Source organism: Geodermatophilus africanus, assembly GCF_900107105.1.
GTDB lineage: Bacteria > Actinomycetota > Actinomycetes > Mycobacteriales > Geodermatophilaceae > Geodermatophilus > Geodermatophilus africanus.
On sequence record NZ_FNOT01000004.1, the window covers coordinates 306,935 to 332,094 of the forward strand.

General features: G+C 75.3%; 23 protein-coding genes and 1 tRNA gene. 3 read left to right on the top strand and 21 right to left on the bottom strand.

Annotation, left to right across the window (positions count from 1 at the left end):
- Window positions 1–85: 85 nt before the first annotated feature.
- From BLW63_RS09220 to BLW63_RS09240, 4 genes are all read right to left on the bottom strand, one after another.
- Window positions 86–1,783, bottom strand: coding sequence for a LamG domain-containing protein (locus BLW63_RS09220; RefSeq protein ID WP_091154117.1), 1,698 nt, complete (start codon window positions 1,781–1,783; stop codon window positions 86–88).
- Window positions 1,784–2,144: 361 nt separating this feature from the next.
- Window positions 2,145–3,158, bottom strand: a complete 1,014-nt coding sequence (locus BLW63_RS09230) for a glycine betaine ABC transporter substrate-binding protein (RefSeq protein WP_091154124.1) — start codon at window positions 3,156–3,158, stop codon at window positions 2,145–2,147.
- Window positions 3,159–3,329: 171 nt separating this feature from the next.
- The gene (locus BLW63_RS09235) at window positions 3,330–4,061 is read right to left on the bottom strand and encodes an ABC transporter permease (RefSeq protein ID WP_091154848.1); all 732 of its coding nucleotides are present in this window, start codon (window positions 4,059–4,061) and stop codon (window positions 3,330–3,332) included.
- Window positions 4,058–4,780, bottom strand: coding sequence for an ABC transporter permease (locus BLW63_RS09240; protein ID WP_091154128.1), 723 nt, complete (start codon window positions 4,778–4,780; stop codon window positions 4,058–4,060). The genes BLW63_RS09235 and BLW63_RS09240 overlap by 4 nt, the downstream gene beginning before the upstream one ends.
- A 3-nt stretch (window positions 4,781–4,783) precedes the next feature.
- Between BLW63_RS09240 and BLW63_RS09245 the strand changes: the two genes are divergently transcribed.
- Window positions 4,784–5,998 carry an ABC transporter ATP-binding protein gene (locus BLW63_RS09245; protein WP_244522459.1) on the top strand — a complete coding sequence of 405 codons (1,215 nt, stop codon included), beginning with the start codon at window positions 4,784–4,786 and terminating at the stop codon, window positions 5,996–5,998.
- 144 nt (window positions 5,999–6,142) lie between these two features.
- Here BLW63_RS09245 and BLW63_RS09250 read toward each other — a convergent pair whose 3' ends face one another.
- The 10 genes from BLW63_RS09250 to dacB all read right to left on the bottom strand — a co-directional run bounded on the left by BLW63_RS09250 (window position 6,143) and on the right by dacB (window position 15,816).
- On the bottom strand, window positions 6,143–6,640 hold the full coding sequence (locus BLW63_RS09250) for a DUF3180 domain-containing protein (protein WP_244522460.1): 498 nt from the start codon (window positions 6,638–6,640) through the stop codon (window positions 6,143–6,145).
- Window positions 6,641–6,645: 5 nt separating this feature from the next.
- Window positions 6,646–7,152 (bottom strand): 2-amino-4-hydroxy-6-hydroxymethyldihydropteridine diphosphokinase, encoded by a 507-nt coding sequence (folK, locus tag BLW63_RS09255; RefSeq protein ID WP_091154135.1) that lies wholly within the window; start codon window positions 7,150–7,152, stop codon window positions 6,646–6,648.
- Complete coding sequence (gene folB, locus BLW63_RS09260) at window positions 7,145–7,612, bottom strand: dihydroneopterin aldolase (protein WP_244522461.1); 468 nt, start codon at window positions 7,610–7,612, stop codon at window positions 7,145–7,147. Before folB ends, folK begins: the two co-directional genes overlap by 8 nt.
- The gene (gene folP, locus BLW63_RS09265) at window positions 7,605–8,465 is read right to left on the bottom strand and encodes a dihydropteroate synthase (RefSeq protein ID WP_091154139.1); all 861 of its coding nucleotides are present in this window, start codon (window positions 8,463–8,465) and stop codon (window positions 7,605–7,607) included. Before folP ends, folB begins: the two co-directional genes overlap by 8 nt.
- A gap of 76 nt (window positions 8,466–8,541) precedes the next feature.
- On the bottom strand, window positions 8,542–9,162 hold the full coding sequence (folE, locus tag BLW63_RS09270; protein WP_091154142.1) for a GTP cyclohydrolase I FolE: 621 nt from the start codon (window positions 9,160–9,162) through the stop codon (window positions 8,542–8,544).
- A 73-nt stretch (window positions 9,163–9,235) separates the two neighbouring features.
- Window positions 9,236–11,224 (bottom strand): ATP-dependent zinc metalloprotease FtsH, encoded by a 1,989-nt coding sequence (ftsH, locus tag BLW63_RS09275; protein ID WP_091154146.1) that lies wholly within the window; start codon window positions 11,222–11,224, stop codon window positions 9,236–9,238.
- Window positions 11,225–11,578: 354 nt separating this feature from the next.
- Window positions 11,579–12,163, bottom strand: a complete 585-nt coding sequence (hpt, locus tag BLW63_RS09280) for a hypoxanthine phosphoribosyltransferase (RefSeq protein WP_091154150.1) — start codon at window positions 12,161–12,163, stop codon at window positions 11,579–11,581.
- Window positions 12,160–13,185 (bottom strand): tRNA lysidine(34) synthetase TilS, encoded by a 1,026-nt coding sequence (gene tilS, locus BLW63_RS09285; protein ID WP_091154153.1) that lies wholly within the window; start codon window positions 13,183–13,185, stop codon window positions 12,160–12,162. The genes hpt and tilS overlap by 4 nt, the downstream gene beginning before the upstream one ends.
- An 8-nt stretch (window positions 13,186–13,193) precedes the next feature.
- Window positions 13,194–14,279, bottom strand: coding sequence for a zinc-dependent metalloprotease (locus tag BLW63_RS09290; RefSeq protein ID WP_091154157.1), 1,086 nt, complete (start codon window positions 14,277–14,279; stop codon window positions 13,194–13,196).
- Between the two features lie 118 nt (window positions 14,280–14,397).
- Entirely contained in the window at window positions 14,398–15,816 is a 1,419-nt protein-coding gene (gene dacB, locus BLW63_RS09295) for a D-alanyl-D-alanine carboxypeptidase/D-alanyl-D-alanine endopeptidase (RefSeq protein ID WP_244522462.1), read from the bottom strand.
- A 55-nt stretch (window positions 15,817–15,871) separates the two neighbouring features.
- On the opposite strand from dacB, the gene BLW63_RS09300 reads away from it, so the two are divergent.
- A complete protein-coding gene (locus BLW63_RS09300) occupies window positions 15,872–16,366 on the top strand; it encodes an inorganic diphosphatase (RefSeq protein WP_091154163.1) in 495 nt (164 codons plus the stop codon).
- A gap of 189 nt (window positions 16,367–16,555) precedes the next feature.
- Here BLW63_RS09300 and BLW63_RS09305 read toward each other — a convergent pair.
- From BLW63_RS09305 to tmk, 3 genes are all read right to left on the bottom strand, one after another.
- Window positions 16,556–16,631: transfer RNA gene (locus BLW63_RS09305), tRNA-Thr, on the bottom strand.
- Window positions 16,632–16,689: 58 nt separating this feature from the next.
- Complete coding sequence (locus BLW63_RS09310) at window positions 16,690–17,853, bottom strand: DNA polymerase III subunit delta' (RefSeq protein WP_091154167.1); 1,164 nt, start codon at window positions 17,851–17,853, stop codon at window positions 16,690–16,692.
- Window positions 17,850–18,527, bottom strand: a complete 678-nt coding sequence (tmk, locus tag BLW63_RS09315) for a dTMP kinase (RefSeq protein WP_091154171.1) — start codon at window positions 18,525–18,527, stop codon at window positions 17,850–17,852. Before tmk ends, BLW63_RS09310 begins: the two co-directional genes overlap by 4 nt.
- A 92-nt stretch (window positions 18,528–18,619) precedes the next feature.
- On the opposite strand from tmk, the gene BLW63_RS09320 reads away from it, so the two are divergent.
- Window positions 18,620–19,408 carry a trans-aconitate 2-methyltransferase gene (locus BLW63_RS09320; RefSeq protein ID WP_091154174.1) on the top strand — a complete coding sequence of 263 codons (789 nt, stop codon included), beginning with the start codon at window positions 18,620–18,622 and terminating at the stop codon, window positions 19,406–19,408.
- An 11-nt stretch (window positions 19,409–19,419) separates the two neighbouring features.
- On the opposite strand, the gene BLW63_RS09325 is transcribed toward BLW63_RS09320, so the two are convergent.
- The 4 genes from BLW63_RS09325 to BLW63_RS26755 form a co-directional block, all read right to left on the bottom strand.
- Complete coding sequence (locus tag BLW63_RS09325) at window positions 19,420–20,184, bottom strand: class I SAM-dependent methyltransferase (RefSeq protein ID WP_091154178.1); 765 nt, start codon at window positions 20,182–20,184, stop codon at window positions 19,420–19,422.
- 8 nt (window positions 20,185–20,192) lie between these two features.
- On the bottom strand, window positions 20,193–23,075 hold the full coding sequence (gene topA, locus BLW63_RS09330; RefSeq protein WP_091154181.1) for a type I DNA topoisomerase: 2,883 nt from the start codon (window positions 23,073–23,075) through the stop codon (window positions 20,193–20,195).
- A 192-nt stretch (window positions 23,076–23,267) separates the two neighbouring features.
- Window positions 23,268–24,791, bottom strand: coding sequence for an alpha/beta hydrolase (locus BLW63_RS09335; protein ID WP_091154184.1), 1,524 nt, complete (start codon window positions 24,789–24,791; stop codon window positions 23,268–23,270).
- A complete protein-coding gene (locus tag BLW63_RS26755; protein ID WP_091154187.1) occupies window positions 24,788–25,105 on the bottom strand; it encodes a hypothetical protein in 318 nt (105 codons plus the stop codon). Before BLW63_RS26755 ends, BLW63_RS09335 begins: the two co-directional genes overlap by 4 nt.
- Window positions 25,106–25,160: the final 55 nt, after the last annotated feature.

Consider the following 25,160-nt stretch of genomic DNA (forward strand, 5'->3'; position numbering starts at 1 on the left):
AACGGAACGTCGAGACGCCGGGAACGCCGCCCCTCCCGGGACGGCGGCCTCGCGCGGGCCGCTCCGTCGTCAGGCGGGGCGGCGGTCAGCGAGCAGCCCAGTGGACGGCGACGTCCTCCGGGGACAGCTCCCGGTCGTACACCGACGCCTCGTCCAGCCGGCCGGTGAAGAACGGCGCCCCCGGCCGGGTCGCGAAGGCGCTGTAGTCGCCGCCGCCACCCCAGCGCCAGAAGCCCGTGAGCGTCGAGGTCGCCGTGGACGACACGTCCTCCTGCACCAGGACGCCGTCGACGTACAGGCGCATACGCCCACCGGAGCTCATCGTGGCCGTCACCAGGTGCCAGGCGCCGTCGCGGTGGTCGCGGGCGGAAACCACGGTCCGCTGGGGGCTGCGGACAGCGAAGGCCAGGCTGCCGCCGGCGGTCAGGTGGACCGCCACGTCGGGCACCGTCGCGCTGCCCGTCCGGGTGGGGCCGAAGCTGGCCAGCGGGCCCGTGCCGCCGGAGGAGCGGAACCACACCTCGGCGGAGAAGGCCGTCGGCGTCGTACGGCCGGCGCCGGTGGAGATGTCGTCGACGCCGCTGAGCCCGACCGCGGTCCCGGGGGTCGGCGTCCCGGTGGGTGCCCCGCCCACTCCGAGGTCGGGGTGGCTGCGGTGCGTTCCGGCGCGGGAGTGGGTGGACGCGTCGGCGACGGTCCGCGCGGCGCCGGCACCCGGAACGCCGTCCAGCTGCCAGTACAGGTGCAGGGAGGGGGTGGCCTTCACGGTCGCCGCGTAGTCGCCGGCGACGGTGCCCCTGCCGAGGTCGTGGTGCGTCTTGATCTCGGCCGCGGTCAGCGCCCCGGCGTACACGGCGACCTCGTCGACGTCGCCGGTGTAGGTGTCCGGCGCCGGACCCTCCTGCTCGCCGGTCGCGGCGATGACGTCGGTCGGGATCGGTGCGCTGCCCACCCGCCAGCGCCCGGCCACGCTCTGGGGCCAGGTCGCGCAGAGCCCCCGGTCGTAGACGACCGCGCCGTCGACGTAGACGACGACCTGCGTGCCGGCGGAGTCGCACGGCACGGTGCCGGCCGGAGCGGTGGGGTCGACCACCGCGGCGACGTGGTGCCACGCAGGGGAGGCCTGGTCGGCGGGGGTCCACGCCTTGGTGTCGGAGGCGTCGTAGCCGCACACCTCCTGCAGGGTGTACGGGGACTGCAGGGTCAGTCCGACGCAGACCTGACCGGCCGCGTTGACGTACATCTGCGGCCTGCCACCGGTCGGGTCGGAGCCCTCCGGGAGCAGGCTCACCACCGCTCCGCCGGACCCGGTGCGCACCCAGGCCTCGAGGGTCAGCGCGACCGTGTTCACCGCGGCGCCGGTGATCGAGGTGCTGGTGTCGGCTGCGGCGTGGGTGCCGGCGGGGAAGCGCACGGCCCCTCGTGGACCGCCTGCGCCGGCTGCGATCGCCGTGGCGGTGGCGCTCGAGGGGGCTGCGGCGCCGTTGTACGTGCCCGCCGAGCCCGCGAGGGCCGCGGCCGTCGAGCTGCCGTACGCGTCGTCGAAGGGGTGGTACACGACCGGACCGCTGCTCTGGACGGCGGTGCGGTAGTCGGGGAAGACGGCCATGGCCGCCAGCTGGTTGCCCGTGCTGCCCGTGCTGGCGGTGAAGGTCGCCCAGGCTCCGCCAGGGGCGGCGAGGGCGAGGACGGCGGTGAGGAGGGCCGCGCAGCCGGCCAGCGCGGCCCGGGCCGCGGGCCGGCGCAGCCGGGCCCGCCCGGGGTGCGCGTGGTGCTCGCTCACGACGGTCCGTGCCTGCCCATCCGGTGCACCGGGGTGCGGCCGGAGCGGGCGAGAGCGTGGACCACGACGTCGCCGACCCGCACCTGCCCGGCCGCCGCGACGACCGCGAGCCGCCCCCGTCGACGCGCCGCGGCGACGGCGCGCCGACGCGGCGGTGCGGCGTGGCGGCCTCGCGGGCGACGACGGGTGATCACCAGGACTCCTCCGGGAACGGTCAGGGACCCATCGGCGTCCCGTGCGTCCTCCTTGAGCCCTCGTGTGCCCATACCGGGTCACGACCCCGGGAGAGCGCCCACCCCTCGTGCGGCGGGAGCGCTCCCGCCGGGCGGCCGGTGCCGCACCGACGGGAGCGCCGGCCCGCTCAGCCCTGCTGCGCGAGCGCGCCGTCCGAGCTGAACACGAGGCCGATCGAGACCTCGCCCTGCTGCAGCGCCGCCTTGGTCAGCGGACCGCCGGCGTCGAGCTCCCGGAAATCGGCGAACTGCAGGCCGTAGGTCTCCTCCAGACCCGGCTGGCACTGCGGCCGCTCCGGGCACTCCGTGGGGCCGCCGAGGACCAGCGAGCCGTCGCCGCACGCGTCGGCCAGCTCGGAGAGCGTGGCCACGCCGAGCTCGTCGGCGAGGGCCTGGGTGACGGCGAAGGCGTTCTGGTCGGCGGCCTCGGACGGCTCGCCGAAGACCAGGCCGGCCTGCTCGGCCAGCGGCTGCAGCGCGGTCCGCGTCTCCTGCACGTCGCCGGTGGCCGGGCCGTCGTCCGTGGGGCCGTTGGTGAGTTCGTTGAGCTCGTCGGTCACCGTCGACAGGTACTCCGGGAAGACCTGGATCTCCGAGCCGGAGATGAGCGCGGGCAGGTACAGCTCGCGGTTGCCGACCTCGCGCACCGAGGCGTCGAAGCCCGCGGCGCCGAGCACGTCGGCGTAGACGTTGGCCAGGATCGTCGATTCGGTGAAGTTCGAGCCCCCCACCACGACCGGGCCGCTGCCCTGCTCGAGGGTGGCGGCGTCGACGTTCTCCTCGACCCAGGCGGCGGCGACGTCCTCGGCGCTCTGCCGCTCGAGGTCGACGGCGGCGTTGAGCTCGATGAGCTCCTCGGTGGTCAGCGCCGCGGACACCGCGTCGAGCGCCGGCAGCAGGGCGGGGTTGGCCATCGCGGTGGCCATGTTGACCGCCGGGACGACGTTGTCGGCGTTCTGCAGCCGCTGGTCGTCCTCGAGCACCACCAGCTGCTCGCCGGCCACGGGCGCGCAGGCGTCGCCGGACGCGCTGCCCCCGCTGGCCTCGGCACCGCCGGTGCCCGACGAGCCGGACTCCCCGCAGGCGGTGAGCAGCAGCCCGGTGAGGGCGAGGGGAACGAGGATCCGTGCACGGCTGTGCATACCGACCGCCTTCTGTGTCCCGCGCGGTCGTCCGACCGCGGCGCGTGTCTGGCGGGAGGAGCCCCGCGCAGTCATGGAACCGCTGCTCACCCCACCGGGTCACGCGCACCGGCCAGCTGTTGCCCGGTTGTTACGCAAGGCCCCCCGCAGACAGGAGGACCCCGGCGGCCGTCAGAGCGGTACGCCGGACGACGTCGGCTCCGGCTGCCCGGCGCGCGGCGCCCGCACGGGGCGCACGGGCCACCGGCGCGGGCCGGGCGTCAGCGCCGCCGACACGAGCACGAGGACGAGCTCGGTGAGCAGCGCGAGGGCGGCCACCAGCACGGCGCCGGCGAGGATCAGGCCGTGATCCTGCTGGCCGAAGCCGAGGTTGATGATCCGCCCGAGCCCACCCCCGCCGACGAGGGCGGCGAGGGTCGCGGTGGCGACGACCTGCACCGCCGCCGTCCGCACGCCGGTCGCGACCAGCGGCAGGGCGAGCGGGAACTCGACCCGGGTCAGCATCTGGCCGCGGCTCATGCCCATCGCCCGGGCGGCCTCCCGGACGTCCCGGTCCACCTCGCGGAAGCCCACGTACGTGTTGGTGAGCATCGGCGGGACGGCGAAGGCGGCCAGCGCCAGGACGGTGCCGAGCTCGCTGAACCCCAGCGGGGTCACCGCCAGGACGGTGAGCAGGGCGAGGGTGGGCACGGCCCGGCTGACGTTGGAGAGGACGACGACGGCTCCGCCGCCCCGGCCGCTGCGGCCCAGCAGCACCCCGGTGGGGACGGCGAGGACGGCGGCGAGCAGCACGGCCAGCGCGGAGATCCGCAGGTGCGCGACCAGCAGGTCGAGGATGCCGCCGGACCGGGTCCAGTTGAACGGGTCGTTGAGGTAGACGAAGGCGTCGCCGAAGGCGCTCACCGCGCCGCCCTCGTCCACGGGGTGAGCAGCCGCTCCAGCCCGGCCAGCAGCACGTCGGCGACCAGCGCGAGCAGCACGCAACCGACGGCGCCGGTGACGATCTCGGCCCGGTAGAAGTTCGCGTTGAGGCCGCCGACGATCAGCTGCCCCAGCCCGCCGTTGCCCGTGATCACCCCGACGGTGACCAGGGCGACCGTCGAGACGGTGGCGATCCGCAGGCCCGCCATGAAGGCCGGGAGGGCCAGCGGCAGGTCGACCCGCAGGAACAGCCGCGCGGAGCCGTAGCCCATGCCGCGGGCGGCCTCGCGGACGTCCGCGGGCACGCCCTGCAACCCGGCGAGGAAGTTCCGCACCAGGATGACGAGCGTGTAGAGGGTCAGGCCGACCAGCACCGTGGTGGCCGAGAGCGAGCCGGTGAAGGGCGCGAGGAAAGCGAACATCGCCAGCGACGGGATCGTGTAGACGATCGAGCTCAGGCCGAGCACCGGGCCGGCCAGGAACCGGGTGCGCCGGGCGAGCAGCGCCAGCGGCAGGGCGATCAGCGCCCCGAGCAGCACCGCGCCGACCGTGAGCCTGACGTGCTGGCCGAGGTGGCCCACAATGGTGTCCCAGTTGTCGGTCACGTACGACGGGTCGAACCAGGGGTTCGGCGCCGCGTCCGCGGCGAGCACCGGGGCCGCCGGGACGCTCACCGCGCTCAGCGCACCCAGGGAGGCCACGCCGTGGACGCTACTGCCGCTCCCCCCGCGCTGCGCACGGCCCACCGCGCGGCCGGCGACGCCCCCGAGATCCGGCTGGAGGGGGTCAGCAAGGTCTACCCCGACGGCACCGTCGGCGTGGCCGAGCTCGACCTGACGTTCGCCGCCGGGGAGCTGTCGGTGCTGGTCGGGCCATCGGGCTGCGGCAAGACGACGACGATGAAGATGGTCAACCGGATCATCGAGCCCACCACCGGCCGCATCCTGCTCGGCGGCGAAGACGTCACCGGGGTCGACGCCGACCGGCTGCGCCGACGCATCGGCTACGTCATCCAGAGCGTCGGGCTGTTCCCCCACCAGACGGTGCGCGCCAACGTCGCCACCGTGCCGCGGCTGCTGGGCTGGGACCGCCGGGAGATCCGCGATCGGGTCGAGGAGCTGCTCGGCCTGGTCGGCCTCGATCCCGCCGTCCACGGGGACCGCTATCCCGCCCAGCTCTCCGGCGGGCAGCGGCAACGGGCCGGCGTCGCCCGGGCGCTGGCCGCGGACCCCGGCGTCCTGCTGATGGACGAGCCGTTCTCCGCCGTCGACCCGGTGGTCCGCGAGCGCCTGCAGTCGGAGTTCCTGCGGCTGCAGGAGACGGTGCGGAAGACGATCGTCTTCGTCACCCACGACATCGAGGAGGCGGTGCGGCTCGGCGACCGCATCGCCGTGATGAGCACCGGCGGGCACGTCGAGCAGTTCGCCCCGCCCGCCGAGCTGCTGGGCCGGCCGGCCAACCGGACGGTGGCCGACTTCGTCGGCGCCGACCGCGGGCTCAAGCGCCTCGCCGTGACGCCGATCGAGCCCGCCGACCTCGAGCAGCCCCCCGTGGTCGGGCTCGTCGACGGGCTCGCGGAGGCGGGCGCCACGCTCGACCGCGCCGGCGCCGGCTGGGCCGTGGTGCTCGACGACGCCGGCCGCCCGGCCGGGTGGCTGCCCGCCGGCCGCGCCGCGGGTGCCGGGACGGTCGCCTCGGCCGTCGTCCGCTCGGACGGCGCGGTGCCGGTGCAGGCCTCGCTGCGGACGGCACTGGCCACGATCCTGCAGACCGACGCGGGCTGGGTGCCGGTGCTCGACGGCGACCGCTACCTCGGCGTCCTCACCCCGTCCTCGGTGCACGCCACGCTCCGCCGGTCGATCACATCGTCGGCCTACCGGCCGACAGCGCGGCCAGGTACCGGCCCCGATCGCCGCTGAGCCGCTGCCCGTGTCCCGGTCGGTGGAAGGACCCCCTCCTCCCCACCCCTCGTAGAAGGACCCCCTCCCCCCGCCCCTGCGGGGGGGGCTGCGGTGCCCTGGAGGGGGCCTGCGGGCCCCCGCGACCGGTCCGCCCCGGTGGGACTACGCGACCGGGTCGGCCTGCGGGGTCTCGTCATCGGGGCCCGGCGGGATGCGGCAGATGGACTCCAGCCACAGCGCGGCCGCGACCAGCGCCGCCGAGCAGGCCACGCCGACGACGCCGGTGACGGTGTCGGACCCGGCCGTCTGCAGCCGCGAGACCGCCGGCCCCACGTAGAGCAGCACGCCCACCCAGATGCCGACGAAGGCCGCGCCGACGTAGGCGCTGGCCTGCGCCAGGACCGCGAGCCGGGCGACCAGCATCGGCTCGACCGGCCGGACCGGCGCGCTGCTCCGCTCCGCCGGTGGCCGGCGGTCCCGCTGGGCGGCCAGCCGGGCGCGCAGCGTGCGGGCGCCGAGGACCTCGGCGAGGGCCAGGACACCGAGCGGCACCGGCAGCCACCAGCGCAGCGTGGGCAGCGAGCCGTAGCCCGCCCGCACCACCAGCCAGGCGGCGACCGCCAGGCCGGCGGCGAGGACCAGCAGGTCGCGCCGGTTCACCGGGCTCAATGCAGGTGCTCCCAGCGGACGACGGCCGCGACGTCCTCCGGCGGCAGCGCGGCCAGCAGGTCGCTCACCCGGCCGCGGCCGGGCAGCACCGCGGTGGGGTCGAGGCTGTCCCACGGCACCAGCACGAAGGCGCGCTCGTGCGCCCGGGGGTGCGGCAGCGTGAGCGCGGGGTCGTCGGAGTGGACCGGCCGGTCGTCGTCCCCGGTGACCGTGACGACGTCGACGTCGAGGGTGCGCGGCCCCCAGCGCACGTCGCGGGTCCGCCCGGCGGCCTGCTCCAGCTCGTGCGCGCGGGCCAGCCAGCCGGCCGCGTCCCGGTCGCCGCGGACGACGACGACCGCGTTGAGGTAGGGCGGCTGCTCGACCGGCCCCCACGGCGGCGTCTCGTACAGCGTCGAGCGGGCCACGAGCACGCCGTCGTCCTCGAGGGCGGTGATCGCGGCGCGCAGCGCGGCGGCGCGGTCCCCCAGGTTGGCGCCCAGCGACAGCACCGCCCTAGACACCGGAGCCCTGTTCGGTCGGCGGGTCCTGGCCCGTCCCAGGGGCCCGCGACGAGCGTGCGAGTCGTGGGGAGGAGCGGGTCCTTCCGGGGTCCTTCAACCGCCGGATGGTGACCGTGACGTCGTCGAAGGGCACGCCGAGGTCGGCCTCGGGCTTGTGCACGGTGACCTCGACGGCGTCGACCAGCGGGTCGCTCAGGCAGACGTCGGCCAGCCGCTGGGCGAGGGTCTCCAGCAGGTCGACCGGCTCACCGGTCAGCACGCCGTGCAGCGCGCGGGCCAGCTCGGCGTAGTTGACCGTGCGCTCGAGGTCGTCGCCGGCCGCGGCCGGCGCGGTATCGAGCTCGAGGACGGCGTCGACGCGGAAGGTCTGCCCCAGCCGCCGCTCGGCCTCGTACACCCCGTGGAAGGCGTGCGCGGTCAGCCCGCGGACGGCGATGCGGTCGGGTCGGGCGTCAGCCACGGCGCTCCCCCTGGCGGCGGGCCGCCCGGACGGCGGCGACGGTGCGGACGGCGTCGGCCGAGGCCGCCGCGTCGTGCACGCGCACCCCCCACGCGCCGGCCTCCGCGGCCAGCACCGTGGTGGCCAGGGTGGCGGCGTCCCGCTGCTCGGCCGGGCGCAGCGTGCCGTCGGCGGCGGCGAGCAGGCGGCCGAGGAAGGACTTGCGGGAGGCGCCGACGAGCACCGGCAGGCCCAGGCCGACGATGCGGTCGAGGCCGGCGAGCAGTCGCCAGTTGTGCTCGGCACGCTTGGCGAAGCCCAGGCCGGGGTCGAGGACGAGCTGCCCGGGGCTGACGCCCGCGGCGACGACGTCCTCCACCCGGGCGGTGAGCTCCGCGCAGACCTCGGTGACGACGTCGCCGTACTGGGCCGCGGCGTACATCTCGCGGCTGTGCCCGCGCCAGTGCATGAGCACCCAGGGGACGCCGGCCCCGGCGACGAGCCGGGCCATGTTCCCGTCGGCCAGGCCGCCGCTGACGTCGTTGACCAGGACCGCACCCGCCTCGAGGGCCGCCTCGGCCACCTCGGCGCGGGTCGTGTCGACGCTGGTGCGCACCCCGGCCGCGGACAGCGCGCGGATCACGGGCACCACCCGGCGGCACTCCTCGGCGGCGTCCACCCGGTCGGCCCCGGGGCGGGTGGACTCCCCGCCGACGTCGACGTAGTCCGCGCCGGCGGCGTGCATCGCCAGGCCGTGCGCGACGGCGGTGTCCGCGTCGGCGAAGCAGCCGCCGTCGGAGAAGGAGTCGGGCGTGACGTTGAGGACCCCCATGACCACGCAGTGGCCGGGGCGCGGCAGCTGGAGCAGGGTCACCGCTCGGCTCCGCGCTCGCTCCGCTCCTCGCTCGCACGGCTCGCTGCGCTGCTCACTCGCTGTCGCCTTCGCCTCGTCACCGGCCCAGCACGAGGCTCATCGCCTCGCTGCGGGTGGCGCCGTTCTCCCGGAAGATGCCGCGCACGGCGGAAGTCACCGTCGACGAGCCGGGCTTGCGGACGCCGCGCATGGCCATGCACAGGTGCTCGGCCTCGATGACGACCAGCACGCCGCGCGGCTTGAGGACGTCGGCCAGCGCGTCGGCGATCTGGCTGGTCATCCGCTCCTGCACCTGCGGGCGGCGGGCGTAGACCTCGACCAGGCGGGCCAGCTTGGACAGGCCGGTGACCCGCCCGTCCTCGCCCGGGATGTAGCCGATGTGCGCGACCCCGTGGAAGGGCACCAGGTGGTGCTCGCAGGTCGAGTACATCGGGATGTCCTTCACCAGGACCATCTCGTCGTGGTCCTCGTCGAAGGTGGTCGACAGGACCTCGGCCGGGTCCTGCCACAGCCCCGCGAAGGTCTCCGCGTACGCGCGGGCGACCCGGGCCGGGGTGTCCTGCAGGCCCGGACGGTCGGGGTCCTCGCCGACGGCGATCAGCAGCTCGCGGACGGCGGCCGCGGCCCGGGCGTGGTCGACGCCCGCCCGCGCCCGCTCCAGCAGCAGGTCGTCCGGCTCGGCCGGGACCTCGCTCACGCCACCTCCTCGCCGGCGCTCGTCGGACACGTCCGCGGCGCTGCCGTGCTCACGGGTGAGCTCGCGAGCTCGCTCACCTCTGCGCGGGAGCGCCGACGTCCCCCACGGCGGTGCTGCCGTGGCCGACGTGGCCGTTGCCGTTCTGCGCGGCCCGCTCGGCGGGGGTGAGCACCGGCGGCTGGTCCGACGGCGTCCGCTTGCCGAAGCCGTTGTACGGCGCCAGCGACGGCCGCTTGGTGACCGGCGCGCAGATGCGGGCCATGTCCTCCTTGGACAGGGTCTCCTTATCGATCAGCTCGAGCACGAGCTGGTCGAGGACCCCCCGGTACTCGACCAGGATCTCCCACGCCTCGTCGTGCGCGGCCTCGATGAGGGCGCGGATCTCCGCGTCGATGTCGGCGGCGACGGCCTCGGAGTAGTCCGGCCGGGAGTGCATGTCGCGACCCATGAACGGCTCGGCGTCATTGGTGCCGTACTTCACCGCGCCGAGCTTGGCGCTCATGCCGTACTGGGTGACCATGGCCCGCGCCATCCCGGTGGCCTTCTCGATGTCGTTGCCGGCGCCGGTGGTGGGCTCGTGGAACACGAGCTCCTCGGCCGCCCGGCCGCCGAGGGCGTAGGCGAGGGTGTCGATCATCTCCGACCGGGTCTGGGTGTACTTGTCCTCGGTCGGCAGCACGAGCGTGTGCCCGAGCGAGCGGCCGCGCGGCAGGATCGTCACCTTGTGCACCGGGTCCAGGTTGGGCAGTGCGTGCGCCACCAGGGCGTGGCCGCCCTCGTGGTAGGCGGTGACCTTCTTCTCCTTCTCGCTCATCGCCCGCGTCTTGCGCTCCGGGCCGGCGACGACGCGGTCGATCGCCTCCTCGAGGAGGTCGTCGGTGATCACCGTGCCGTTGGTGCGGGCGGTGAGCAGCGCGCCCTCGTTGAGCACGTTGGCGAGGTCGGCGCCGGTGAAGCCGGGCGTGCGGCGGGCCACGGTCTCCAGGTCGACGTCCGGGGCGAGCGGCTTGCCCTTGGCGTGCACCTCGAGGATCCGCTTGCGGCCCTCGAGGTCGGGGCGGTCGACGGCGATCTGGCGGTCGAAGCGGCCCGGGCGCAGCAGCGCGGGGTCGAGGATGTCCGGCCGGTTCGTGGCGGCGATCATGATGACGCCGCCCTTCACGTCGAAGCCGTCCATCTCGACGAGCATCTGGTTGAGCGTCTGCTCGCGCTCGTCGTGGCCGCCGCCCATGCCGGCGCCGCGGTGCCGGCCGACCGCGTCGATCTCGTCGACGAAGATGATCGCCGGGGCGTTCTGCTTGGCCTGCTCGAACAGGTCGCGCACACGGCTGGCGCCGACGCCGACGAACATCTCGACGAAGTCCGAGCCGGAGATGGAGAAGAACGGGACCCCGGCCTCGCCGGCGACGGCGCGGGCCAGCAGCGTCTTGCCCGTGCCGGGCGGGCCGAACAGCAGCACGCCCTTGGGGATCTTCGCGCCGACGGCCTGGAACTTGACCGGGTTGGCGAGGAAGTCCTTGATCTCCTGCAGTTCCTCGATGGCCTCGTCCGCGCCGGCGACGTCGGCGAACGTCGTCTTCGGGGTGTCCTTGGTGACCTGCTTGGCCTTGGACTTGCCGAAGGCCATGACCCCGCGGCCGCCGCCCTGCATGGAGTTGAACAGCCAGAACAGCAGCAGCAGGAGGATCACGAACGGCAGGAAGCTGATCAGCAGGCTGACCAGGACGCTGTCCTGCGTGACGTTGGTGTTGAAGTCGACGCCGTCGCCGTCACCCAGCCCGGAGACCAGGTCGAAGACGTCGTCGGCGGCACCCAGCGGGTAGGAGGCGGTGATCTGGTCGCTGCCCTCGACCGCGTCGGCCAGCTCGACGTCGAGCGTCTGTTCCTTGTCGTTGATGGTGACCTGTCGCGCGTTGCCGTTCTCGATCTGCTCGAGCGCGGTGGCGGTGCTGACCTCCTGGAAGCCGCCGTTGCCGCGGAACAGCGAGGAGAACGCCAGCGCCAGGAGGACGACGAGGACGACCCAGAACCACACGGAGCGGAAGATCTTCTTGCGTTCCATACACCGATGCCGGGCGGCCGGGTGCTCCGGCCTGTCCCGTCCACCCTCCTGATCGTCCGGGGGACGCCCCCTGCGGCCCGGGCGGGCACCCTGGCGCTACGGTGCAGCGTCGTTGCGATCGACGGTACACCGGCGCGCCTGTGCGACAGCTGTGCAGCGACCGCGTCCCGGCTGGCAACCCCCCGTCGGGTGGGCCCTGACATCGCGGTCCCGATGGCGCGATCCCGACGTGACCCGCCCGGCGAGAGTCGCGCCCGCCGACGGGCCCGGAGGGTCCGCGCCGGGTGCGACGGTCGGGCTCAGCTCAGCGGGGGGACGGCACCTGGCCGCGGTGCGGTCCGGAGGACCGCGGTGTCATTGGTAGACCTCGGGCTTGAGGGTCGCGATGTAGGGCAGGTCGCGGTAGCGCTCGGCGTAGTCCAGGCCGTAGCCGACGACGAACTCGTTGGGGATGTCGAAGCCGACGTAGCGCACCGGGACCTCGACCTTCACCGCCTCGGGCTTGCGCAGCAGGGCGCAGACCTCGAGCGAGGCCGGACCCCGTCCGCCGAGGTTCTTCAGCAGCCAGGACAGGGTCAGCCCGGAGTCGATGATGTCCTCGATGACCAGCACGTGCCGGTCGCTGATGTCGCGGTCGAGGTCCTTGAGGATGCGCACGACGCCGGAGGAGCTGGTGGCCGAGCCGTAGGAGGAGACGGCCATGAACTCCATCTGTGTGGGCAGCCGCAGCGCCCGTGCGAAGTCGCTCATGAACAGCACCGCGCCCTTGAGGACACCGACGAGCAGCACCTCGCGCCCGGCGTAGTCGCGGGCGACCTGGTCGGCGAGCTCCCCGATCTTGGCCTGGATCTGCTCCTCGCCGAGCAGCACGTGGTCGATGTCCGGGCCGTAGCCGTGGTCGTTGCCGAGCTCGGCTGGAGCGCTGGCGGGCTCGCTCACGGGTGGGACTCCTCGCGGGTGTGGGGTGCGTCCTCGGGACGGGGGCCCCGCACGACGGGGGGCGACAGCACCAGCCTGCCAGACATCCGGAGGGCCCCTGCACCGCCGGGTAGATCGACCCGGCCCTGCCCCCGCCAGGCCGTGACGAGCGCCTCCACCGCCCGCAGGTGCACCGCCTGGACGTCGGGGACGCCGGCGCTGCGCAGCCACCCGCGGAGCACCCGCCGGCGCAGCGCCGCGGGCAGTCCGGCCAGCTCGCTGGTGCCGAGTCCGTCCCCGCCGGCGAGGCGGGCCAGCTGCGCCGCGGCCAGCTCGTCGAGGGCGTCGAGGTCGTCCCGGAGCAGCTCGGCGGTGCGGGCCAGGGCGGACGCGACACCGCCGCCGAGCACCTCCTCCATCAGCGGCAGCACCTCGCCGCGCAGCCGGGCGCGGGTGTACGCCGGGTCGGCGTTCCAGGGGTCGTCCCAGACCGGCAACCCCTGGTCCGCGCACGCCTCGCGGGCGGTGGCCCGGCGGACGCCGAGCAGCGGCCGCCACCAGCGGACGCCGTCGGTCGTCCGTTCGGCGACCATGCCGGCGACCGACCGCGGCCCCGAACCGCGGCCCAGCCCGAGGAGCACCGTCTCGGCCTGGTCGTCGAGGGTGTGCCCGAGCGCGACGCGGGCGCCAAGGTCGGTGGCCACGGCGGCGAGCGCCCCGTACCGCGCCGCGCGGGCGGCACCCTCGGGCCCGCCGTCCGCACCGACCGCCACCCGGCGGACGAGCACCGGGTCCAGGGCCAGCCCGCGGAGCAGCTGCGCCGTCCGCTCGGCCCGCTGCGCGGAGCCCGGCTGCAGGCCGTGGTCGACGGTGACCGCGCCGACGGGCACGCCGGCGGACCGGGACTCGAAGGCCAGGGCGGCGGCCAGGGCCACGGAGTCCGCTCCTCCGCTGCACGCGACGAGCACCGGCCGGTCGCCGGCCCGCAGGCCGTGGCGCACCGCCGTGCGGAGGACCGCGACGGCCCGCGGTGGACCTGTCACGGGACCTCTCAGGCGGGGATGGCGGGGCGGCCGTGCACCCGCTCGACCCAGCGCGCGGGGTCGGTGAGCTCCTCGATCCGGGGCAGGTTCTCCGGCCCCTCCCACACCCGGTTGAAGCCTTCCATGCCGACGAGGTCGACGACCCCGCCGACGAACACCCGGCCCTCGGCGTACTGCCGCATCTTCTGCTCGAGGCCGAGCAGCCGGCGCAGCACGCGGTCGATCGGGCCGCGGCCCTTGCGGCGCTGGGCGAACCGCTTGCGCAGCGTCCGCACCGACGGGACGACGTCCGGGCCGACGCCGTCCATCACGAACTCGGCGTGCCCCTCCACCAGGCTCATGACGGCGGTGACCCGGTCCAGGACGACGCGCTGCGCGGGGTCCTGCACGAGCGCCATGAGCCCGGCGTCGTCCCCGCCGTCGGCGCCGCGGGCGGCGTCGAGGACGCTGCGCAGCACGTCGCGGAGCCGGTCGCGCAGTACGTCGGGGTCGAGGTCGGTGGCCTCGACGAACTCGGCCATCTGTCCCTCGAGGTGGTCTTTGAGCCACGGGACGGCGGTGAACTGCAGCTGGTGGGTGACCTCGTGCAGGCACACCCACAGCCGGAAGTCGCCGGGGTCGACGCCGAGGCGGCGCTCGGCGTCCACGATGTTCGGGGCCACCAGGAGCAGCCTGCCGCCGGTGCCGAAGACCTCGTACTGGCCGAGCACGCGGGCGGAGAGGAAGGCGAGCACGCCGCCGGCCTGCACACCGGTGGCGCGGGCGCCGATGGCGGTGGCCAGAGGGCCGGGCCGGTGCTCCTGCCGGGCGGCGAGCGCGTCGACCAGCGGGTCGAGCAGCGCGGACATCCCCTGGGTGTTGGCGTCCACCCAGCCGGGCCGGTCGACGACGGCGACCTCGGGCACCGGGCCGCCCGGCACCGGACGCAGGCCGGTGAGGCCCTCGACGTGCGCGACGGCGGTGGCGGCGGCCTCGTGCAGCTCTCGGACGACGGCGGCGGCCTCCTCGCGCGTGGTCTCCGGCCCCGGGCCGACCAGGCGGCGGGCGGTGCGTCCGGCGAGGTCCCAGTCGACCATCGAGGCGGCGCTGCTCATCGCCTCACGGTAGGCCCTCCCGCAGGCGCCCGCCGCCGGCCCCTTCCCGGGTCCTGCCCCGAGCGTGCGAAGGGCGGCGAGGACGGAGGCCTTCCACGGTGGGGCCAGGAGGCCGCTCTCAGCGGCAGCCGCACGCGGCCAGCGCCGAGGCGACGTCGTCCAGCGCGGCCTCGGCGGCCAGCCCGTTGGCCGGCGCGCTGTCGGCGAGGACGGCGAAGACCAGCAGCCGGCCCTCGGCGGTGACCACCGTGCCGGCCAGGCCGTGCACGCCCAGCAGCGTGCCGGTCTTGGCGCGCACCGAGCCCGGCGCCGTCTGCGGGTCCTCGTCGCCGCGCTCGGCCAGCGTGCCGTCGTAGCCGGCGACGGGCAGCCCGGAGAGGACCGCGGAGGCGTCGGCCAGCGTGCCGTCGGCGGCGCCGGTGAGCAGGTCGGCGAGCAGCGAGACGGGGACCCGGTCGGTGGTGGACAGGCCGCTGCCGTCGGCCAGCGAGACGCCGGTGACGTCGAGCCCGGCGCCGGCCAGCGCGTCGGTGACCGCCTCGGCGGACCCCTCGAAGGTGGCCGGCAGGCCGCCGGCGAGCGCGACGTGGCGGGCCAGCGACTCGGTGAGCAGGTTGTCCGACTGGGACAGCGCCTGCTCGACCAGCCGGGCCACGGGCGCCGACCGCACGCTCCCCAGGGTCTGCGCGCCCTGCGGCGCGTCGCCCAGGACGACGGTCGCGTCGGGCGCGCCGAGCGCGACGGCCAGCGCGGTGCCGGCGTCGGTGCCCGGGGCGCCGCTGCGTTGCAGCTCCGTGGGGCTGACCCGGGCGCCGTCGACGGCGGTCGCGGTGACCGGGGCGGCGTAGGTGGACGGCGCGTCGCCGGGCCCCCAGCTGGCGGCGGTGAGCGGGCCGTCGAACAGCGAGTTGTCGACGACGACGCGGCTGACCTCGGTGCCCGGCGGCAGGGCGGCCCCCACCTGTGCGGCGAGCTCGGCGACGGTGGGCGCCCCGGGGTAGGTCAGCGAGGGGACCGTCCGCGACAGCGTCGGGTCGCCACCGCCCACGAGCACCACCTCGTCCGCAGCGGCGCCCGCGACCACGGTGGTCTCCAGCGTGGCGTCGGGGCCCAGGGTGGTCAGCGCGGCGACTGCCGTCAGCAGCTTGGCCGTCGAGGCCGGCGTGGACGGGTCGTCCCCGTTCTGGTCGAGCAGCACGTCGCCGGAGGCGACGTCGACCACCTGCGCCTCGACGCCGGGGCCCAGGGCGGGAGCGGCCAGCAGCGGCGCCAGCTCGCCCGCGAGCACCGTGGCGTTCGGAGCGGGCGCCTGCGACGACAGCGCCGCGAGCACCGGGGCGGCCGGCTCGACGTCGGGCAGCCGGGCGTCCGCGGCGGCGACCTCCGGAGCGCCGTCGTCCCCCTGCGGGGCGGCGACGAACCAGACGCCGGCACCCGCCACGAGCAGCAGCGCGAGCACCACGAGGACGAGGCGGCGACGGAACCGGGAGTACTTCGGCGTGACGGTCGCCGACCCGCTGGACGCGATGGTGCCCACCCCCTGAAGCGACCTCCGGCGGTCCTCCGGGGTCCGATCCGCCACACTACGTCCCGTGCAGTTCGACGTGACGGTAGAGATCCCGAAGGGCCAGCGGAACAAGTACGAGCTGGACCACGCCACCGGACGCATCCGCTTGGACCGGATGCTGTTCACCTCCACCCGCTATCCGGCGGACTACGGGTACATCGAGAACACCCTGGGGCAGGACGGCGACCCGCTCGACGCCCTGGTGATCCTCGACGAGCCGACGTTCCCCGGATGCCTGATCACCTGCCGCGCCATCGGCATGTTCCGGATGACCGACGAGGCCGGAGGGGACGACAAGGTCCTCTGCGTGCCGGCGACGGACCCGCGGATGGCGCACTTGATCGACATCCACGACGTGTCGGAGTTCGACCGCCTGGAGATCCAGCACTTCTTCGAGACCTACAAGGACCTCGAGCCGGGCAAGTCGGTCGAGGGCGCGGAGTGGGTCGGCCACTCCGAGGCGGAGGCGGAGATCAACGCCTCACTGCAGCGGGCCGAGGAAGCCGAACCCCACCACTGAGGAAGGACCACCCTTCCGCCCACGCTCGGCGCGGGAGTCTGGAGGGTGGACACCCTGGCCCGCCACCGAGCGGCCGCCGAGCGCACGACGGACGTCGACGGCGGCGCACCCCACGAGGTGCGCCGCCGTCAGCGTGTCTGGGCCCCGTGCGGACGACAGCGGCCCCGTCCGGTGGACGGGGCCGCTGGGTGGAGCCGCCTGTCGGAATCGAACCGACGACCTTCTCATTACGAGTGAGATGCTCTACCGACTGAGCTAAGGCGGCGCGCGTGCCCAGCCAGCTTACGTGACCGCTCCGCTCCCCCGGCGCAGGCCCCGGCGGGTCACGATGGCAGCCGCAGCGCCACGGTGAGCGCCTCCATCGCGATCTGCGGCTTCACGTTCTGCTCGATCGCGACGCGGCAGGCCAGGACGGCCTCGATGCGGCGGAGGGCCCCCTCCGCGCCGATCCGCCGCGCCAACTCCTGGGCGTCGGCGCGGCGGTCCGGGTGGTTCAAGGGCAACGGCTCCGCCGGCGCGGAGTTGAGGACCAGCGCGTCCCGGTAGATCCCGGCGAGGTCGACCAGGGCGCGGTCGAGGGAGTCACGACCGATGCGCGTCGCCCGCACCTTCTGCCGGCGCTCGAGCTCCTTCAGCTGCCCGGCGCTCCCTCGGCTCGCGGCGGCGACACCGGGGCCGCGGGCGCCCACACCCAGGCTGTTCTTGAGCGCCTCCGTCTCGGCGGCGTCCAGGGCATCGGTCGCTGTGTCGGTCTCCTCCTGCGCCGCACCGACGAGGTCGTCCGCGGCGTTCAGGCAGGCGGCGAGGGAGACGAGCGAGAGCGGGATGTCGAGCACTGCCTTGCGGCTCAGCCGGGCCTCCTCGTCCCGAGCGAGCCGCCGGGCACGTCCGACATGGCCGCCGGAGGCACCGGCGGACCAGGCGGCCAGCGCGGGGTCGACGCCGTCTCGGCGGACCAGGACGTCGGCGACCGCGTCGACCGCCGGGGTGCGCAGGCCGACCACCCGGCACCGCGAGCGGATGGTGACCTTGATGTCGTCGGGGTGCAAGCTCGGCGCGCACAGCATGACGACCGTGCGCGATGGCGGCTCCTCGATCATCTTCAGCACGGCGTTGGCTGCGTGTTCCGTCATCCGGTCGGCGTCCTCGACGATGATCACCTGCCAGCGTCCCTGGGACGGCGCGCGGCCGGCGATGAACACCAGTTCCCGCGCCTCCTTGGCGCCGATGGACAGCCCCTCCGGGTCGATGACGGTGATGTCGGAGTGTGTCCCGGCGAGCACCGTCCGGCAGGCGTGGCAGGTGCCGTCGCCGCCGTCGGGGCACTGCAGCGCGGCGGCGAAGGCGCGGGCGGCGACCGACCGCCCCGACCCCGGCGGGCCGGTGAACAGCCAGGCGTGGGTCATCGCCGTCGTGTCGGCGACGGCTGCCTGCAGCTCGGCGACGACCGCCGGCTGGCCGATGACCCGGTCCCAGACGCCACTCACGACCGCACCCCCAGCAGCGCGCCCACCCGCTCCCGGACGTCGGCGGCGAGCTCGTCGACGCTGCGCGTGGCGTCGAGCACGAGGTAGCGCCCCGGCTCGGCCGCGGCGAGCGTGCGGAAGGTGTCGCGGACCCGCTCGTGGAACTCCAGCGACTCCGACTCCAGCCGGTCGGCGACCGCCCGGCCGCGGGCGCGCGCCAGCCCGGTCTCCGGGGACAGGTCGAGCAGCACGGTGAGGTCCGGGCGCAGCCCCTGGGTGGCCCACCGGGAGATCGCCGCGACGTCGTCCAGGCCGATGGTGCGCCCGGCGCCCTGGTAGGCCAGCGAGCTGTCGACGTACCGGTCGGTCACGACCACCTCGCCGGCCGCCAGTGCGGGGTGGAGGACGGCGTGCGTGTGCTGGGCGCGGTCGGCGGCGTACAGCAGCGCCTCGGCGCGCGGGGACAGCCCGGTGTGCGCGCGGTCGAGCACGATCGCCCGGACGGCCGCACCGGCCGGGGTGCCGCCGGGCTCGAAGGTGGCCCGCGCCGCCCGGCCCTGCGCGGTCAGCCACTCGCACAGCAGCCGGACCTGGGTGGACTTGCCCGCGCCCTCGCCACCCTCGAACGCGACGAACAGCCCGCGGGGGTGGGCGGCGGCCTCGACGGGGAGGGCGGGTGGACCGTCGTCGGACACGGGGCTCCCGGGCTGCGTGGGTGGCGGTACGGCGACGGTCACGCTACCGGCCGGGACCGACGGTCCCCGGCTCCCGGCCCTAGGGTCGGGCCGTGACGAGCAGCGCCCCGTGGGACCCCACCGGCTACCTGCGCTTCGGCGACGAGCGGGCGCGGCCGTTCGCCGACCTGCTGGCCCGTGTCGGCGCCCGCGAGCCGCGGACCGTGGTCGACCTCGGCTGCGGCGAGGGCGCGCTGACCGCGTCGCTGGCGCAGCGGTGGCCGGGCGCGCGGGTCACCGGGGTCGACTCCTCGCCGGAGATGCTCGCCGCGGCCGCCGCGCACGCCGTCCCCGGCCGGGTGGCCTTCGCCCTCGGCGACGTCCGGGAGTGGCGGCCCGACGAGCCGGTCGACGTCCTGGTCACGAACGCCGTCCTGCACTGGGCGCCCGGCCACGCCGACCTGCTGCGCCGGTGGACCGGACAGCTCGCGCCCAGCGGGTGGCTGGCGCTGCAGGTGCCCGGCAACTGGCGGGCGCCGACGCACGCGCTGCTGGCCGCGCTGTGCCGCTCGCCCCGATGGGCCGGGCTCGTGGGCGACGCGGCGCCGGCGGAGGACGCGGTGCTCGACCCGGCCGGCTACCTGGAGGTCCTCGCCGGCGCGGGGTTGGCCGTCGAGGCGTGGGAGACGACCTACCTGCACGTGCTGCGCGGGGAGGACCCGGTGCTGGCCTGGGTGCGCTCGACCGTGCTGCGGCCGGTGCTCGCGCAGTTGGAGGAGGACGACGCCGCCGAGCTCACCGCCGAGTACGCCGCGGCGCTGCGGACTGCCTACCCGCGCCGCCCGGACGGGACGACGCTGCTGCCCTTCCGGCGGGTGTTCGCCGTCGGGCACGCCACCTGAGTCGTCAGGGGTCAGCCGGGGGTCAGCCGGTAGGCGTCCGTGCGGTAGGGCAGGTCGACGAGGTCGCGGCCGCGGGTGTCGGGGTGGGTGTCGAGCACCGCGCGGACCTCGCCGACAAACTGCTCCCGCCGGTCGGCGTCCATCATGGCGACGTAGCTGCGCGTGGCGATGCCGGCGACCACCTGCTCGGGGCCGAGACGCTGCACGATCCCGGAGCGGTGGTGCTCGACCCGGGCGCCCAGTGCGCGGGCGAAGGCCTCGACGACGCCCTGGTCGGCCTCGTGACCGCGGGCCTCGGCCGCCAGCGCCCGGCCGAGCGCGGTCACCCACGAGACCTCCTCGTCGCGGGTGTTCCACACCAGGCCGATCACGCCGCCGGGACGCAGCACCCGCCGCAGCTGCGCGGCCGCGGGCTCCGGGTCGAACCAGTGCGCGGCCTGCCCGGCGACGACGGCGTCGACGCTGCCGTCGGGCAGGGGGACGGCCTCCGCGTCCCCGACGTGCGTGGGCACCTGCGGGTACCGCACGCGGAGCTCGGCGAGCATCGGCTCGGCGGGGTCGACGGCGACCACCTCGTGCCCGGCCGCGAGCAGCCCGCCGGTGAGCAGCCCGGTTCCGGCGCCCAGGTCGAGCACGTGGCGCGGGCGGTTCCCCACCAGGAAGACCACGGCGTCGGCCGGGTAGGCCGGCCGGTGCGCCGCGTAGCCGGCGGCCACGGAGCCGAACGAGGCCGCTCGCTGCCGCCGGCTCTCGGCGTCGAGCTCGTGGCCCGGCACGGCGGCCGTCAGCTCGCGGGGACGGCGTCGTTACCCGCCGTCGCCTTCCTCGTGGCCCTCCCGGCGGTCGTCTTCGCGGCCGGCGTCTTCTTGGTGGTCGCCTTCCCCGCCGTCGTCTTCTTGGCGGCGGCCTTCTTCTTGGTGGCCTTCTTCTTGGTACTCGGGTTGGCGCGCCGGTCGGCGAGCAGCTCCGCGGCGCGCCCGAGGGTGATGGTCTCGACGTCGTCGCCCTTGCGCAGGCTGGCGTTGGTCTCGCCGTCGGTCACGTACGGGCCGAACCGGCCCTCGCGGACGGTGACGGTGCCCTGCGTGACCGGGTCGGCGCCCAGCTCCTTCAGCGGTGCTGCGGCGGCGCGGCGCCCCCGCTGCTTGGGTTGGGCGAAGACGGCCAGCGCCTCGTCGAGCGTGACGGTGAACAGCCGGTCCTCGGACTCCAGCGAGCGCGAGTCGGTGCCCTTCTTCAGGTAGGGCCCGTAGCGGCCGTTGAGCGCCTGGATCTCCTCGCCGTCCGGCGCGGTGCCGACCGTGCGCGGCAGGGTCAGCAACGTGAGGGCGTCGTCGAGGGTCACCGTCTCCGGCGACATCGACGAGAACAGGCTCGCCGTCCGCGGGCTCCCCTTGCTGCCCTCGGGCACGACCGTCGTGACGTAGGGGCCGTAGCGGCCGGCCTTGACCACGACCGGGTGGCCGGACTCGGGGTCGGCGCCGAGCTCGCGGTCGCCGGACGGCGCGGCGAGCAGCTCCTCGACCTTCTCCTGCGTCAGCTCGTCGGGCGCGAGGTCCTCGGCCAGGCTGACGCGCGGCCCCTCCTCCCCGCCGACCTGCAGGTAGGGGCCGTAACGCCCCACGCGGACGACGACCGGCTCGCCCTCCGGTCCGGTGGCCCGCAGCGGGATCGAGTTGACCCCGCGGGCGTCGATCTCCTCCAGCTGCTGCCCGATGACCGACTTGAGCCCACCGGAGGCCGCGATGCCACCGGCGTGCCGGCCCTCGCCGCCGAAGTAGAACTCGGTCAGCCAGTCGACCCGGCCGAGGGCGCCGGCCGCGATCTCGTCGAGTTCCTGCTCCAGCGAGGCGGTGAAGTCGTAGTCGACCAGCTGGGCGAAGTGCTGCTCCAGCAGGTTGACCACGGCGAAGGCCACGAAGGTGGGCACCAGCGCGGCGCCCTTCTTCCACACGTACCCGCGGTCCTGGATGGTCTGCAGGATCGACGTGTAGGTGGAGGGCCGGCCGATGCCCAGCTCCTCCAGCCGGGCGATCAGGCTCGGCTCGGTGTAGCGCGACGGCGGGGTCGTCGAGTGGCCCTTGGCCTCCAGCGCCCGGGTGTCGAGCTGCTGACCGCGCTCCACCCGCGGCATCCGGCGCTCGGCGTCGTCGCTGCCCTGGTCGTCGTCGCCGGCCGGGCTCTCGTCCCGGGACTCCACGTAGGCGCGGAGGAAGCCGGGGAAGGTGATCGTGCGGCCGCTGGCGGTGAACTCGACCGCCTCGTCGGTGCTGCTGCGCCCGGCCAGCCGGATGCTCACGCTCTGCCCGACCGCGTCGGCCATCTGGGAGGCGATGGTGCGCTGCCAGACCAGCTCGTAGAGCCGGAACTCGTCGCGGGCCAGCTGACCGGCGAGCTGGCCGGGGGTGCGGAAGTTGTCGCCGGCGGGGCGGATCGCCTCGTGCGCCTCCTGCGCGCCCTTGGCCTTCTTGGCGTAGCGGCGCGCCTCGGCGGGGACGTAGGCGTCGCCGTACAGCTCGCGGGCCTGGGTGCGGGCGGCGTTGATCGCCTCGTTCGACAGGTTCGTCGAGTCGGTCCGCATGTAGGTGATGTGGCCGTTCTCGTACAGCCGCTGAGCCACCCGCATGACCTGCGCGGACGACCAGCCGAGCTTGCGGCCGGCCTCCATCTGCAGCGTCGAGGTGGTGAACGGCGCGTACGGACGACGCCGGTAGGGCTTCTCATCGACCCGGCTGACCGTCACCTGCCGGCCCTCGAGCCGGGCGGCTAGGCCGCGGGCGCCGGCCTCGTCGAGGTGCACGACCTCGCCGGTGACCTGGCCGGTGGCGGGGTCGAAGTCGCGACCGGTCGCGACCCGGCTGTCGTCGACGCTGACCAGCCGGGCGCGCAGCGTCGTGGGCTCGCCCTCGTCGGCACCGCTGCGCTGGCCGGCGACCGCGAACGTGCCCTCCAGCGACCAGTAGTCGGCCGAGCGGAAGGCCATCCGCTCCCGCTCGCGCTCGACGACGATCCGGGTGGCCACGGACTGCACCCGGCCGGCCGAGAGCTTCGGCAGCACCTTCTTCCACAGCACGGGGCTGACCTCGTAGCCGTAGAGCCGGTCGAGGATGCGGCGGGTCTCCTGCGCGTCGACCAGCGCGGTGTCCAGCTCCCGGGGGTTGGCGACGGCGCGGGCGATCGCCTCGGGGGTGATCTCGTGGAAGACCATCCGGCGCACGGGGACCCGCGGCTTGAGCGTGTCGACCAGGTGCCAGGCGATGGCCTCGCCCTCGCGGTCCTCGTCGGTGGCGAGGTAGACCTCGCTGGCGTCCTTCACCAGCTGCTTGAGCCGGCTGACCTGCTGCCTGCGGTCGGGACTGACCACGTACAGCGGCTCGAAGGCGTTGTCGACGTCGACACCGAGCCGCGCCCAGGACGCGCCCTTGTGCTCGGCCGGCACGTCGGCGGCGTTGCGCGGCAGGTCGCGGATGTGCCCGACGCTGGCCTCGACGACGTAGCCGTTGCCCAGGTAGCCGGCGATCTTCCCGGCCTTGGTCGGCGACTCCACGATGACCAGCGGGCGGCCGCCGCCGCTCGCCGCGGTCCGGCGGCGGGCAGGGGTGCTCGTGCCACCGGCCGTCGAGGCCGCGGCAGAGGTGCCGGTCTTCGTGGTCTTCGTGGGTGCCACGGTGCTCCTGTCGGGGGTGCTCGGTGCGCGCCGGAGGTCTGGCGCCGGACGACGCGGTCGCTGTCCGCACGCCCTCGGCGACGCCACGGTAGGCCACGAGGCCGACCGGGAGCCCGGTGGCGACCCACCGTGGGCGTGCCGTCACCCGCTCCAATGGTCGGGGGTCGCGCCGTGTTCCCGCGCCCGCGTGGGTCAGGCCGGCTCGCGGACACCGGCCACCACCTCGCCCATCGCGGTGGCCGTCGGGCCGTCCTCGTCGTAGTAGCCGGTGTGCCAGTTGCGCCAGTCGGTCGGCAGCGCCTCGGCCCCGAAGAGCCAGCTGTCGGTCCGCGATCCGTGGACGTCGAGCACGGAACTGACCGGGTCGAACGGCGCCGACGCCTCGTACACCCCGTCGACCTCGAGCTCGGCGGCCGTGTTGTCCATCCCCGGACTCCCGAGCAGGACCACGTCGTCGGCGGCCAGCCGACCCGGGGCATCGGCCGCTCGGTCGACCACCAGGGTGCCGTAGCTGTGCCCGATCACGGTGGTGTGCGGACGTCCACCCGATGTCGCCGCCCGCGCCGACGCGAGCCCGTCCAGGGTCGCGTCCAGTGCCCGGCCGCCCGCCCAGGAGTAGTGGGGGCTGGCGGCCTGGGCGAGGTTCGACGGCGCCCGGTAGCCCATCCAGGCGATGGTCGCGACGGTGGCCGCCGGAGCCGCCACCGTCGTGGCGTCCGCCACCGTGCCCGCGTCGTCGGCGAGGTCGTCCAGGTCCCCGATCGGGTCGGTGCCGGTGCCGGGCACGAGCAACCCCACGTGGTCCGCGGTGTCCAGGTCGCCGATCGCCAGGGCGACCAGCCCCTCCGCCGGCTGGAACTCGTGCAGCTGCACCTCCTCGCCCGCGACCTCCCTCCTGGCGATCTCCGCCGACACCGAGACGGCGACCGCGTGCCCGGGCACTGACGGGTCCGCCAGCGCCCGGTCCACCAGCTCCTGGTTGGCCTGGTCGCGGGCCCAGGCCGGCAGGCCGTCGAGCTGGCCGATCCGGCCGGGGATCTCGCGGATCGCGGTGAGCCGGTCCGCTGCCGACAGACCCGACCACCACGCCGCCCGGTCATCGGACCCGCCCGGCGGCGGGAGGACCGCGGCGATGCCGGCGCCGGCCCGGACCGGCCCGAGGAGGTCGTCGAACGTGGCCGGGACGAGGCCGCCGCCGACTCCCACCCGCGTGAGGGCGCTCCCGGCCTCGTCCGCCGCGAGCTGAGCCCGCGCCGCCGACTGCAGAGCCTCCTCGGCCAGCTCCTGGGCCTGCAGCGCGGCGGCGGTCTGGTCGACGCCGAGACCTGCTTCGGCGCCGATCGGCACGGCCGGCAGCGCGACCAACCGCCCGGCGCCGTCCAGCACGACGGGGACGGACGCGGCGACGGCCAGCGCCCGCTCGGCCAGTTCCTGCGCGACCTTCGCCTCGGCGAGCAGGCGCTGCGCGTGCCCCAACGACTCGTCGAGCGCGGCGGTGACCGCGGTGGCGACCGTCGAGACCTCCACCAGCGCGGCACCGGCGGACTGCGCTGCCGCCCCGTACCAGCAGTGCGCGTCCTCCAGCGAGCGGCCGACGACCTCGATCCGGGACCGCCATGCGGGCAGCCCGGCGGCGACCGAGTCGAGGGTCCAGACCGCTCCGCGCAGCAACGGGAGGTCCCACCCGGCGACCTCGGCGAGGGCCGGAGCGCTCACCGGGCGGTCGGGGCGTGGCGGCGGGCGAGCACCCGGTCGGCCAGCGCCGCGTCCGCCATCCGGTAGGAGTCGACCGCCGCCGACAGGGTCGCGGCCAGCGCACCGGCCTGCCGGCCCAGGAGCTCCAGCGTGGCGGCCCACCCCGAGCCCGTGGCGCCGGCCCGCTCCCCGGTTCCCCCGCTCACCGCCGTCCCCAGGGAGCCCGCGGTGGACCGGCACAGCTGCGCGTCCCCGGAGAGCTCGGCGGCGAGGCCGACGAGCTCGGCGGCCAGCGTGTCGATGGCGTCGAACTCGGCGGCGATCGTGGTGGACACGTCAGGACCTCCCGGCGTCTGCCCGGGCCCACGGCGGGTCCGGTGCGGCGGGACG

Bases quoted from the DNA above. Each gene is read 5' to 3' on its own strand.
- BLW63_RS09290 (WP_091154157.1), bottom strand. From the start codon at position 14,279: ATGAGCAGCGCCGCCTCGATGGTCGACTGGGACCTCGCCGGACGCACC.
- BLW63_RS09230 (WP_091154124.1), bottom strand. From the start codon at position 3,158: ATGCACAGCCGTGCACGGATCCTCGTTCCCCTCGCCCTCACCGGGCTG.
- ftsH (WP_091154146.1), bottom strand. From the start codon at position 11,224: ATGGAACGCAAGAAGATCTTCCGCTCCGTGTGGTTCTGGGTCGTCCTC.